This is a genomic window from Allobaileyella intestinalis (assembly GCF_009695865.1).
Lineage (GTDB): Bacteria > Bacillota > Clostridia > Peptostreptococcales > Anaerovoracaceae > Allobaileyella > Allobaileyella intestinalis.
On record NZ_VUNB01000002.1, the window covers coordinates 75,824 to 89,414 of the forward strand.

Consider the following 13,591-nt stretch of genomic DNA (forward strand, 5'->3'; position numbering starts at 1 on the left):
GGAGGATTTTTGGAAAATAAAAACATATCTCTGAAGAAAAACTTCATAATGAACGCACTGCTTTCCATGTCGTCCATAATCTTTCCTCTGATAACATTCCCTTATGTTTCAAGGATACTGCTCCCTACTGGAATGGGAAAGGTCAGCTTTGCAACATCTGTGGTGGCATATTTCGCCATGGTCGCTCAGCTGGGAATCCCTATATATGGTGTCAGGGCAACAGCAGGAGTAAGGGATAACAAGGAAGAACTGAGCAAGGTAGTGCATGAGCTGATGATCATAAATCTGGTAATGTGTGCGGTAGTTTATGCTGCCTTCTTTGTGATGGTAGGGACAGTTCCCAAGATGGCTTCAGAAAAGCCTCTCTATCTCATAGTTGGCACTACTATATTGCTGAACACCATCGGAATGAACTGGCTTTTCCAGGGGCTGGAAATGTACAGCTTTATTACCATAAGATCTCTGATCTTCAAGGTTATAGGCCTGGCTGCCATGTTCCTGCTGATACACAGCAGATCAGATTATGTTATTTACGGCGGCATAACCGTAATTGCAGGATCAGCATCAAACATAGTAAATCTTTTTTATTCAAGACATTTTATAGAGTTCAGGAATCTTGGCAACTATAATTTCAGGCGCCACTTCAGGCCCATAGGAATCCTGTTTGCCATGAACTGTATTTCAACTATATATACAAATCTGGATACAGTAATGCTGGGCATAATGAAGACCGACGTGGATGTGGGATATTACAACGCATCGGTGAAGGTGAAGGTGGCTCTTGTCAGTGTCGTAACCTCTCTGGGAGCGGTGCTGCTGCCAAGGGCGTCGTATTACATTAAACAGGGGATGAACGAGGAGTTCCAGCGGATCTGCGCTAAAGGCATCAGCTTTGTTTTCGTATTTGCCCTTCCTCTTGCTCTCTATTTCACCCTTTTTGCAGGGCCGAGCATTCTGCTTCTGTCAGGCCCTTCTTTCAGAGGGGCCATAATGCCCATGAAGTGTATTATGCCTACACTGCTTTTCATTGGAATAACCCATATTACGGGCGTAGAGATGCTGATCCCTCTGGGAAAAGAAAAATATACTTTATACTCATTTATCGGTGGTGCGGTATCGGATCTGATTATTAATTTCCTTCTGATTCCGAGGATTGCTTCAACGGGAGCAGCTATTGGAACAGCAGTAGCTGAGGGAATAGTGATGCTGATTCAGATATTCTTCCTGAGAGAGATGATAAAACCAGTGATCAGGAAACTTCCTTACTGGAAGGCTGCTGCAGCTCTCTTTGCTGCCGCAATATCATCTTTATGGACATTGAAGCTTCAGGTAAGCAGCACAGTGGCAATGAACAGCTTTGTGATTCTTGCAATTTCTGCAGTTCTGTTCTTCGGGGTTTACAGCATTGTGCTGATGTTAACCCGGGAATCCATGGCTTTGGAATGTGCAGGCATTATAAGATCAAGGCTGAAGAGAAATTGATGATGTAAATTCAGATACAACGAATATAGAGTTAACTGATTATTTCGAATTGGATGGGGTATGTATAACTTAAACAGATACAATTTTTACCTGCAATCGGCGCTGGATCTGATGGCAATGGTTCTGTCGTTCTTTGTTACCATGTGGTGGAAGGTCCATTTTACAGGGTTCTACTTAGATGAGTTCTATCACATTGTATATCAGCGGTTTATACTGCTGAATGTGATATTTTATCTGATAATCGCCTTTATGTTTCTTCACAAGAACGATTTCATTACCAGGACGACTACTGAGGAAGTGTCAAATGTGGCCAGAACAGTAGCTGGAGTGATGATCCTGTTCGCTCTTTATGTTTTCATTACAAAGTCCAACATCCTCTATTCCAGAGGGTTCGTAATAGTATATTCATGTATGTTCGGTGCCCTCAGCTTTATCTTCAGGGTCGTTACCAGGAAGAAACTCCTTCCAATGTTCAAAGAAGGAAAGGGAGCAGAGCGGCTTATACTGGTGGGCCCATATGAAAACATCAGATCAAAAATGGAAGGCCTGAAGAAAAGCCGGGACTGGAGGTTTCAGGTAATCGGACTGGTTGTAACGGACAGAGAACTTAAGGGTGAATATATAGATGATGTGGAGGTAATATCAGATTCTGAGAACATGCTGGAAGATGTGCAGAATGCATCTGCAGATTCTCTGATGCTTATCGATACAGACAGAGACAGCAGGATAGAGAATCTTGTTAAAGCCTTTGGAGATCTGGGCAAGACTGTACACATAGGAATTCAGGATTACAGCAACCTCAGATCATATAACCGCTTTATGGATGAAATAGGGGATTATCCAGTAGTCAGTTATTACCCTGTGCTTCGTATTCCTAAGAGGAATATGATAATCAAGCGCACTGTAGATATAGTGCTTTCACTATTATTACTTCCGCTTTACCTGGTGCTGCTTATTTTGACAACAGCCTTTACGAAGGTTCAGTGCCGGGGACCGGTTCTGATAAACAGAGTAAGGGTAGGACGGAATGGAAGAAGATTCTATTTTCACAGGTTCCGCATACTCAGGGATGATGGAGAGCAGCGGAAGAAAGAGGGCTTGAGTCCATATACTGTATGGGGATCATTCCTTCACAAGACTCATCTTGACGGCTTCCCGCTGATACTCAATGTAATAGGCGGGGATATGTCCTTCGTAGGGCCTAAGGCGCCTTCCCTTCCGGACTTTATCAATGACATTCCAGCGAGAAAACAGAATCTCAGTATCAAGCCTGGAATTATAGGCAGGTGGGCCTGTGAAGATGACGAAGACAAGATCATAAAACTGGAAAGAGATTACATAGAGAACTGGAGTTTCCTTAAGGATCTGGTCATTACCGGAAAAATGATCCTGCAGTTCATTACCTTTCATTCCAAAAGGATATTCACTGAAGAAGAATTTTCCGAGGAATCCCGGGTTCTTGCTGAATATTTCGAACAGAGGAAACCCCTTGAATACGATCATTCCCTTTACAGCAAGTCCCCGAACATGGCATATCTCTTTGTAAAGAGACTGGCAGATATTCTGTTTTCCCTGATAGTAATAGTGCTGATTTCTCCGGTCCTTCTTGTATTGATGCTGTTAGTATTTCTTGAAGACGGAGGAAATCCATTCTACGCCCACAAGAGAATAGGAAAGAATGGAGAAAGAATAAGGGTCTATAAATTCAGAAGCATGCGCCAGGATGCAGGTGACCTGAAGAAACTTCTGACGCCGGAGCAACTGGAGCAGTACAGAAAAGAGTTCAAGATCGACGATGATCCGAGAATAACAAAAGTGGGTAATGTTCTCCGAAAAACCAGTCTTGATGAATTGCCGCAGCTTTTCAATATTCTGGGAGGTTCACTTTCTTTCGTTGGCCCTCGTCCAATAGTTGAGAAGGAGACGCTGATATACGGGGATCAGATTGGAAAACTGCTGAGCGTAAAGCCGGGATTGACCGGTTACTGGCAGGCCTATGCCAGAAACAACGCTACCTACGAAAGCGGAGAGAGACAGCAGATGGAGATGTATTATGTTGACCACTGCGGAGCAGGACTGGATATAAAGATTTTGTTTAAAACAGTGGGATCAGTGCTGAAGAGAGAAGGAGCAAAGTAGAATTCTCATGAGTTCAAAAATAATTGTAGTATCACACAAGGATTACTGGATGCCGGAGGATGGTATTTATCAGCCTGTTTTCGTAGGGCCCAATCCCCACATGCCAGAAGGATTTGTGAGAGATAATACCGGCGACAATATTAGCGAAAAGAATCCTAATTTCTGCGAACTGACAGGCCTGTACTGGGCATGGAAAAACCTGGATGCAGATTATCTGGGAATTGCCCACTACAGGAGACACTTTTCCATAAAAAAAGACAACAGCAACAAGCGGAATTGTGTGCTCACAGGGCAGCAGCTGGGGAAAGTCCTTGAGGAAACAGATGTAATTCTTCCAAAGCCGAGAAACTACTTTATTGAGACTAATTACAGCCAGTATGCCCATGCCCATCACGCAATAGATCTGGATACGACAAGGGAAATAATACAGGAAAAGTGTCCTGAATATCTTGCTGCCTTTGATGAATCCATGAAGAAGACCACAGGTCATCGTTTCAACATGTTCATCATGAAAAGAGAACTGTCGGATGCTTACTGTCAGTGGCTGTTCGATATTCTATTTGAACTGGAGAACCGGCTGGACATCAGTCAGTACAGCAAGAACGACGCCAGAGTGTTCGGGTTCGTCAGTGAAAGACTGATGGATGTGTGGATAAATACCAATCACATTGAGTATAAAGAGCTTCCTTGTGTGTTCATGGAAGACCAGAACTGGCTGAAGAAAGGCGGAGACTTTCTGAAAAGGAAAATCAGAGGCGGAAAATAGTCAGAATCTGTATTTCTCATTCTTCAATCTGATAAAGGATGAACCGCTCACGCAATCTGCAGAAGAAAGATAGATGAAAATGTTAAATTCTATTTTTATTTATACCATCGCAACTGCATTGGCTGTATATTTTGGACATCTATACACCAGAGCTGTTGATACAATACCAGGCAGTGGTAAAAATAGAGAAATAAAAAAAACAGAGACAGGAATACTTTCATTTCTGCCTCTGTTTCTGCTATCTGCGTTAAGATGGAACACGGGAACTGACACATACCACACGTACACTCCTCAGTACTATGGGATGATATGGAGTAATACAGGTCATCTTTCCAGTGCGCAGAAATCCTGGATAAACGACAGCTGGAACCATTTGATAGAGAGACCTGACAACATTCACGGCTTTCACAATATTTTGCAATATTATGTAAGTGAAAGCAGTCACACATCGTTCCTTTTCCGTCTGCTGGAATATCCCCTTGTCCGTTTTAATATGGACGTGCAGTGGTTGTATATAATCACCTCAGCCATAATACTCGGGTTGATTTTTGCATCTATTTACCGCCAGAGCGTTAATGTGCCTCTGGCAATATTCTTTTTTGTTACAACAAGCAATTATTTTCTATCTCTTAATATCATTGCGCAGTATATTGCCATAGGGTTGTGCCTGTTTGCATGCGAGTATGCAGAGAAGAGAAAGCCGGCTAAGTTTTTCCTGCTGGTTGCTGTTGCCATAGGATTCCACACTTCGGCATTCGTTTTTCTGCCCGTATATTTCCTGAAAAAAATAAACATAAGGCCATTGTGGTGTTTCGGACTTGTTGCCGCCTGTATGGCCGGATCTCCGGTGCTTTTCAGGCTGATAGAGGCTGTTGTCAAGACAGCAGCTCCTAAATACGCCAGGTACTTCAGTGATCAGCCGGAATTTGAGACTGTTTATTTTGCAATAGGACTGTTCACTCTGATTGTTGGATCATATTATTTCGAGAAATGTAAAAATATGCCATATTTCAAGATCTGGTATTACATGAATGTTCTTGGGATGATGGCGCTGGCCTTTTCGGGACAGGTGCCGTTCATGAAGCGTATTAATTATTATTTCTCAGCACCCCTGTTTATGCTGCTGCCTCTTCTCATTAATGCAGAAGAAAATGAGAAGAAGAGGAATCTCCTTAAATGGGGACTTATCTTGTTATTTGTCCTGGAAACAGTGGTGGCTGTCTTTATCATGAACAAAAATGAGGTAATGCCCTACACATTCTGCTGGCAGCGGTCACTGGGAATACGTATTGCAGCAGCGTTAGTTTAGCATTAAACCGCCAAACGTGTTATCATTAAGAGGTTACCCTTAACAGGAAGGATTTAGAAATGAACGGCGAGAAGTATGATTATCTGATAGTTGGAGCCGGCCTTTATGGAGCCACCTTTGCCCGTCAGATGAAGGAGTCTGGGAAAAAAGTTCTTGTCATAGATAAGAGACCGACTATTGGAGGTAATGTATATACCGAAAATGTAGAAGGAATCAATGTGCATAAATATGGCGCACATATTTTCCACACCAACAATAAGAAAGTGTGGGATTTCGTGAACAGGTTCGCCACCTTCAACCGATTCACAAATTCTCCAGTGGCAAACTTTCATGGGGAACTGTATTCGCTGCCATTTAATATGTACACTTTCAATAAGATGTGGGGTGTGGTTACGCCCCGGGAGGCTGCAGCTAAGATAGAAGAGCAGCGGAAGGCGGCAGGAATAAAAGAACCGGAGAACCTGGAAGAACAGGCAATCAGCCTGGTCGGAACAGATATCTATGAGAAGCTGATAAAAGGCTATACGGAAAAGCAGTGGGGACGGCCATGTACCGAACTGCCGTCATTTATTATCAAAAGGCTGCCGGTAAGATTTACCTTCGATAATAATTACTTCAACGCTCTGTATCAGGGGATTCCTGTTGGCGGATACACAAAAATGGTCCGCAACATGCTGGAAGGCATTGAAGTCAAGGTAAATGCAGACTATTTGAAGAACAAAGCTGAGTATGATTCTATGGCAGATCATGTGGTGTATACCGGTCCTGTAGACGCATATTTCGGCTACAAGCTGGGATACCTTCAGTACCGTTCCGTAAGGTTCGAAACAGAGGTGCTGGACATTCCTAATTTCCAGGGCAACGCAGCGGTTAATTACACCGACAGCGAAACACCTTGGACCAGGATTATCGAACACAAGTGGTTCGAATTTGGAAAAGATGAAAACGGAAAAGATATCCAGAAAACGGTTATAAGCCGTGAGTATTCTTCTGAATGGAAACCTGGCGATGAACCATATTACCCGGTAAATGACAAGAAGAACAGTGATCTTTACCAGGAATACAGAAAACTGGCCGACCAGGAAAATAAAGTGATTTTCGGCGGACGATTGGGAGAATATAAGTATTACGACATGGATAAGGTCATTGAAGAAGCATTAAAAATATCTTCAGAATGTATTGCTACAGGCTGTTGATGACATTATCCTGATAAAGGGAAAATATATGAAGAAGAAAGTGCTGATACTGGGCACCTGCCCCCTGTCCAATGACGGGATCACAAAGATCGAGATGGACATATGCCGGCAGTTCCACAATGACTTGGATCTGGAATTTGCCTTGGGCTTCAGCTTTGACAATAAATACGGCAGAGAACTACAGTCCCTTGGAGTCAGGCTTCACGAGCTGGAGCCAAAGGCTCATGTACTGAAGTACATGAGAAGCATTGAGACACTAGTCAGAAATAACAGTTATGATACGGTGTACATACACGGTAACAGTGCCATGATGTATGTAGAGGCCAGACCGTCCAGCAGAGGCGGAGCAGGCAGGGTTATCGCCCATTGCCACAACACCAGTACAAAACATCCATTTTTTCATAAAGCCTTTAAACCATTCTTCAACCGGACCCTGGATCTGAAAATCGGCTGCTCGGCCATGGCTGCAGAGTGGGCGTACAGTGGTAGAAATATACTGGTGATACCAAACGGTATTGATACAAAGCGCATGGCTTTCGACCCTGCAGCAAGATCAGAAAAAAGGCTTGAGCTGGGGGTGGAAGGTAAAGTGCTGGTGGGCCACATAGGCAGGTTCATAGAACAGAAGAACCACGATAAGGTGGTATCAGTGTTCAGTGAGTTCCATCAGGCAAATGAAAACAGTCACCTGCTGCTGATAGGAAGCGGGCAGGACAAGGAGCGAATCTTCAATAAAGTCCAGGACAGGGGATTATCGGATGCTGTTACCTTTATCGACTATACAGACAGACCAGAGGCGTATATCTCAGCAATGGACGTGATGCTGATGCCAAGCCTTTACGAAGGGTTCGGGCTGGTAGCTGCGGAAGCGCAAGCAAACGGGCTGCCTGTAGTCATTTCAGATAAATTCCCCGCGGAAGCAGTGATTATACCAGGCAGAGTGAAAGTGATGGCTCTTGATATGAGCGATGAGGAATGGTCGAGAGCACTGCTTGAGGCAGCCGGCAGGGGACGCTATGTTCCGGATCCTGATTCTCTTGCAAAGATGGACTGGCAGGAAATGATGGAGTCTATCAAGAAGGTTCTCATCTCAGACTAAGGAAAGGCGTTGTTTACAATAATGATCAAGGTAGAGACTCATGGAAGGCTGGGAAACCAGCTGTTCCAGTATGCGGCTGCAAGATCTCTTCAGCTGAAGACCGGACAGGAGCTGTTGTTCAGTTTCCGGGAGGTAATAAACGAAGCGGATCAGGAGGGGGGATCTGGCTGGGAAGACGCACTGAAATATTTCAACATCGCGCAATACAGAACCTACAGCAAAAAGAATCTCCTGTTCTACCACAGTTCTCCGCGGCAGATCGCATTGACGCTGGCATTTTATGCAGACTATAAGCCTTTTCTGATGAAGAATCCATACGATTTCGCCGGTCTGTACGAAAAGCAGACGAAATGGGCACCGAGGCTGGACAAGGCAGGAGTTCACTGGCTGAGGCAGGGATTTTATCCATTTACTGCCGATTACAAAGGCAACTATCTCCTGAATGGCGGATTCGAAGCACCGGGATATTTCGACGACATAAGAGATGTTCTGCTTAGGGAGCTTACCATCAAGGAACCTTTAAGCATTCAGCAGGAAGAGGTCAGGAAAAAGCTGAAACGCTGCAATTCGGTCTGCGTCAGCATACGGCACTTCCAGCTGAGCGATGCCGCAAGAGAGAACATCTTTAATGTCTGCACGCCTGAATACTATGCACAGGCGATTAAAATAATAAAAGAAAAAGTGGCAGATCCGGTATTCTATGTAAGTTCAAATGACCAGAACTGGGTGAAAAACAATATCGATTTCAGCGGATCTGAAGTGATATATGAGAAATCAGATGAGCTTGCTCATAATAAGCTGGAGATAATGAAAGCCTGCAGACATTTCATTATTTCAAACAGCACCTTCAGCTGGTGGGCCCAGTATCTGGGAGAATACGATGATAAAATCGTCATATCGCCGAGAAGGTGGTATAACAACGAGTTTAAATCACCACTGATAGATGATAGGTGGATCAAACTATAAAGAGCAATTTGAATTTTAAGTATCTAATTGAGAGGATGTTCTGGTAATGCTGAAAACTCTGATAATAATACCTGCATATAACGAATCCCTTAATATTAGAAAAACTGTGGAGGATATAAAAAGGAATTCGCCAGATGTTGACTATATTGTAGTAAATGATGGATCCACTGATAACACGTTCGAGGTACTTAATCAGTTCAATTACAATTATATAAATGGATTTCAGAACCAGGGCCTTTTCGGGGCAGTTCAGACTGGTTTTAAGTGGGCGTTGCTTAATAACTACGATGTTGCAATTCAATTTGATGGGGATGGACAACACTCCGCAAAATATATTAACGATATGGTATCTGCTATAGAAGATGGTAACGATATAGTTATCGGTTCAAGATTTGTTGATGAAAAGAAACCATGGACTTCTAGAATGATAGGAAGCAGATTATTGTCATTTGCAATTAAACTTGTCACAGGCAAAACGATCAAAGATCCAACAAGCGGGTTCAGGGCCTATGGAAAGGATTGCATAGCAGCTTATGCAAAAGATATGAATAATCCACCTGAGCCAGACACACTTGTTTGCATGCTGAAAAATGGCAAGAAAATAAAAGAAATACAGGTTCAAATGAATGAACGTGAGTTCGGTGAGTCATATCTTAATTTGCCGAATATTATTAAATATATGAGCAGGATGATTATTTCTATCCTGCTGATACAACCGTTTAGAAAGGTAAGATAATAGTATGAGACTTCAAATGGTGTTTGTTGTTGCTAGTATTGGCACATTCTGGTTTGTCCTTAGAAGGATCAGGAAGAACAACTTGAATATTGAAGACTCAATCTCATGGATATTATGGGCTCTTTTATTGTTGGTTTTTAGCGTTTTTCCTAGAATTCCTACATATATTTCTTCCAGACTGGGTTTTATGAGTGCGAGTAACTTTGTTCTTACGATGTTTATTTTTTTCCTTTATCTCATGCTGTTTGCTCAGAATGTTAAGATATCTGCCCTGAAGGAAAAAAACAAGGATTTAGTCCAGAAACTAAGCATTCGTGATTATGAAGATTATCTAGAAATGAAGAAAAAACAGGACATGTCACAAGAAAAGAATGAGAACTAATTATGGCAGAGACAAAAGGCATCGCAATTTTTAGTGCGCAGTTTTACCCTCACATGGGAGGGGTAGAGCGATATACATATAAACTTTCAGTAGAGATGGTTCGCAAGGGATATGATGTTGTAATCGTCACATCTGGAGATAGGGGGAAAACCTATACGGAGAACTTTGAGAAGGGGATATCAGTAGTGCGTGTTTCATCGTATCAAATGATGAATGAACGAATGCCTGTCATGAAGTGTTCCCGGGAATTATCTCAAATAATAACAAATGAATTTCAGAAACATAGAATAGAGTTTTGCATAGTCAACACACGGTTTTACCTGCTATCGGTATTTGGAATGCGCTATGCAAGAAAAAACAATATTCCATTGATTACAATTGAACATGGTTCAAGCTATTTAACTTTTAATAACGTAATTTTAGATGTTGCTGAAAGGGTCTACGAAAAGACGATTACCGCAGTTGGTAAGAGATATTGTGATGATTATTATGCTGTTTCCGAGTTTTCATTAAAGTGGCTTAGAGAATTCGGGATAGAAGGAAAAGGGGTACTTTACAATTCTATAGATCCAGATGATTATCCAGAGCGACCTGTTCCGCCATCAATTGCAGAAAAAATAAAACCGTTTGAAGGTGCTGTAAAAATAGCTTTTGCTGGAAGATTAATTGAGGAAAAGGGCGTAAATTCTCTACTACAAGCCTATAATATTGTCAGAGAGAAATATAACGTCTGTTTGATAATAATGGGAACTGGACCGTTAGAAAAAAAGATTACTGAGTCAGATTACCCGGATATCATTTTTCTGGGGCAGCAGAACAGCATTGATGTGGTTAACGTTTTAAGAATGTCGGATATCTTTTGTTTGCCTTCGCGATCAGAGGGTTTTTCTACATCAGTTTTGGAAGCTGCACTTGCGAAGTGCTGTATCGTAACAACAAAAAATGGCGGATCAGCCGAGTTGATTTCAAGTAGAGAATTAGGCTTAATTATTGATGGAAATTCAACTGAGTGTGTTGAAAATGCTCTCAAAATGACTGTTACTAATTCAAAATACATTAAGTCAACAGGTGAGAACGTATACAGAAGAGTCATAAACCAATTTGTGTGGAAGAAATGTGGGGACAAATTGGAAGAAGTGATTATTGCGGCAAAAACATAAACTTAAAGGAATTAAGCTTATGTTTTCTATGTTAGAAATATGGGAGTGAGTAGATGAATGACGTAAAGTATAAAAAGTCGATAGGTAAGGCTTATTTAGTTTTCCTGTTCATTGGAATAATAGTAGGCTTTTTGTTCTATCGTTCAACAATAATTGGCCCATGGACAACAAACATGCATAAGCTCCGCATTGTTGCGATTGAAATCATATTAGTTGGAGTTATTCCGGTCATTTATTCTGTTTCTAGAAAAGTCAGGAAAACATGCTTTAACGCAGTTCATGTCTATGTTAGTTCATTAAAAACGAACAAAAGAAATATTGCAAAATTGATTGCAGATTACATTTTAGCGACCATTGCTGGGGTAGTTTTACATAGAGTACTGATTCCAGTATTTCACTTTGAAGCCGGAAGTGGTGGCCTTGCAACGGTTCTTTCTGTAATGTATGTCGCGATGACTCTTTTTATTGGACGCAAAGTAATATGGAAGCATATAGCTGTGTCGTTTGCGGTGATAGCACTTATCTGCGGAATGTATTTTACTTATGTCGTTACTCCTCTTACTGGAGTGTCATGGGATGATCAGATCCATTATTGGAATACGCTTTCACTTACGCAAAAAATTGATGGATTTAAGTCAAGTGCTGATGAAACCATGGTTAACTCAGCATATGAGATCGGACACGCGAAAAAGGGATTACATAAGGAAAAGTGGGAAAGCTACGTTGAAATGCTTGAGTCAAAATACCAGAGTAGAGAATTGGCTCAAAAAGATACAAGTGGAATTGGTATTAGCACCATATCATACATACCGGCTTCAATTGGGATACTCTTCGGAAGAAGTCTAGGGTTGAGTTGGGCTCATGTTTTCAACATGGGAAAAATATTTAATCTTTTTGTTTATGTTTTTATATTTACACTTGCAATTAGAAAGGTCAGATATGGAAAATTATTTATTGCACTAATTGGTCTAATCCCTACAAATTTGTTTATGGCTTGTTCTTATAGTTACGATCCATGGGTAACTGCATGGACTGGCCTTGGATTAGCATATCTCGTTTCACTTCTTCAAACACCCGAGAAAAAAATAGAGATGAGAGAATACCTTTTGATGCTGCTTTTCTTTGCAGTAGGTTGCATGCCAAAGGCAGTATATTTCCCTATGATACTCCCGGCACTTTTTATTCCTAGTAGTAGATTCAAAAATTCAAAGCAAGCATTTGCTATTAGAACGGCACTTATAGCAGTATGTCTTGCTTTGGTGGCATCGTTTGTGCTACCAATAGTTCATGCCGGTGGATTTGGAGTTGGAGATACGAGAGGAGGTGCTGCCGTAAATTCTACGATGCAGGTACAGTTTATCCTATCTCATCCACTGGAGACACTTAATATCTTCTGGAACTTTATTCGAGATTATTTCTTTTTAGATACAAATAGTTCGGCAATGAATGCTTTTACGTATATGGCCTATCTGGGAACTGGAAAAGGCTGGGTATGGGTAATAATGGTACTATTTGCTGTCGGTATGATGGACAGAGAAGAGGTGTCGTCGTGTAATTGGGGATTGCGGATAATGGGGTTCCTTGGATTGATAATAACAATTATCTTGATTGTTGCAGCACTTTACGTTTCGTTCACTTCTGTAGGTTCAAAGGATGTCGCAGGGGTACAACAGAGATATCTGCTACCGTTTATACTCCCTGCATTTTATTTCATGGGTACACCAGGAAACAGACTTAATCGGGATAAGTCAGAAACTGCCATCATACCAATTGCGTTCATGTCATACATGTTTATTTATACCGTTTATTGCCTTTGTGTTGCATAGGCATAAGCAGTCCTACAATAGTCATGAAGTTGCTGAAGGTATCTCAGATTATTATAAAGCAAAATAAGAGAATATAATCTTTTTTGACGAGAGATGGAAGCTTGCTGAGGTATGAAGAGCGGGGGAGTGCAGATAACAATCGATTCATTTACCAGGTGATGAATCGATTCGGGACACATTGTGACATTGTTCAATGAGTCCGATTTATTCTGTTTACCGTCTTTTCAGGAGGCCTCTCCACAGAAATTTTGGAGGCGGAAGCCTGCAAGTCTTATATTGTTACAACTTACAGAGGTGGATCCAAAGAGCTTGTGACCTCACCAGAATACGAATGATTATCCCGGATAACAGTTTGGAAAATGTTTCGGAAACATTGATTTGGACTATTGATCGCCCTGAAGAGTGCAGAGAAGCAGCAGAGGCATGTTATACAAGATTGTGCAACAAGTTTACATGGAGACAGACTTCGGATGCATTCGAAATGTTATCATGTGATGAAAATAGAATATAGGAAATGATTACGGGACAAT

11 protein-coding genes are annotated in these 13,591 nt (G+C 41.7%); all 11 read left to right on the plus strand.

Going from position 1 to position 13,591, the window contains the following annotated elements:
- Positions 1-9 precede the first annotated feature (9 nt).
- Entirely contained in the window at positions 10-1,482 is a 1,473-nt protein-coding gene (locus tag FYJ66_RS02275) for a flippase (protein ID WP_235897327.1), read from the plus strand.
- A gap of 60 nt (positions 1,483-1,542) precedes the next feature.
- A complete protein-coding gene (locus tag FYJ66_RS02280; RefSeq protein WP_154571897.1) occupies positions 1,543-3,621 on the plus strand; it encodes a sugar transferase in 2,079 nt (692 codons plus the stop codon).
- A 7-nt stretch (positions 3,622-3,628) separates the two neighbouring features.
- On the plus strand, positions 3,629-4,387 hold the full coding sequence (locus FYJ66_RS02285; protein ID WP_154571898.1) for a DUF4422 domain-containing protein: 759 nt from the start codon (positions 3,629-3,631) through the stop codon (positions 4,385-4,387).
- 73 nt (positions 4,388-4,460) lie between these two features.
- Positions 4,461-5,696, plus strand: coding sequence for an EpsG family protein (locus FYJ66_RS02290; protein ID WP_154571899.1), 1,236 nt, complete (start codon positions 4,461-4,463; stop codon positions 5,694-5,696).
- Between the two features lie 59 nt (positions 5,697-5,755).
- Entirely contained in the window at positions 5,756-6,892 is a 1,137-nt protein-coding gene (glf, locus tag FYJ66_RS02295; protein WP_154571900.1) for a UDP-galactopyranose mutase, read from the plus strand.
- Between the two features lie 28 nt (positions 6,893-6,920).
- Positions 6,921-7,991, plus strand: a complete 1,071-nt coding sequence (locus tag FYJ66_RS02300; RefSeq protein WP_154571901.1) for a glycosyltransferase — start codon at positions 6,921-6,923, stop codon at positions 7,989-7,991.
- A 21-nt stretch (positions 7,992-8,012) separates the two neighbouring features.
- Positions 8,013-8,957, plus strand: coding sequence for an alpha-1,2-fucosyltransferase (locus FYJ66_RS02305; protein ID WP_206156963.1), 945 nt, complete (start codon positions 8,013-8,015; stop codon positions 8,955-8,957).
- A gap of 46 nt (positions 8,958-9,003) precedes the next feature.
- On the plus strand, positions 9,004-9,693 hold the full coding sequence (locus tag FYJ66_RS02310) for a glycosyltransferase family 2 protein (protein WP_154571903.1): 690 nt from the start codon (positions 9,004-9,006) through the stop codon (positions 9,691-9,693).
- Positions 9,694-9,709: 16 nt separating this feature from the next.
- Positions 9,710-10,075: a DUF2304 domain-containing protein gene (locus FYJ66_RS02315; protein ID WP_206156964.1), complete on the plus strand. Its 366-nt coding sequence runs from the start codon at positions 9,710-9,712 to the stop codon at positions 10,073-10,075.
- Between the two features lie 2 nt (positions 10,076-10,077).
- Complete coding sequence (locus FYJ66_RS02320; RefSeq protein WP_154571905.1) at positions 10,078-11,235, plus strand: glycosyltransferase family 4 protein; 1,158 nt, start codon at positions 10,078-10,080, stop codon at positions 11,233-11,235.
- Positions 11,236-11,288: 53 nt separating this feature from the next.
- Positions 11,289-13,061: a DUF2142 domain-containing protein gene (locus tag FYJ66_RS02325; protein ID WP_154571906.1), complete on the plus strand. Its 1,773-nt coding sequence runs from the start codon at positions 11,289-11,291 to the stop codon at positions 13,059-13,061.
- Positions 13,062-13,591: the final 530 nt, after the last annotated feature.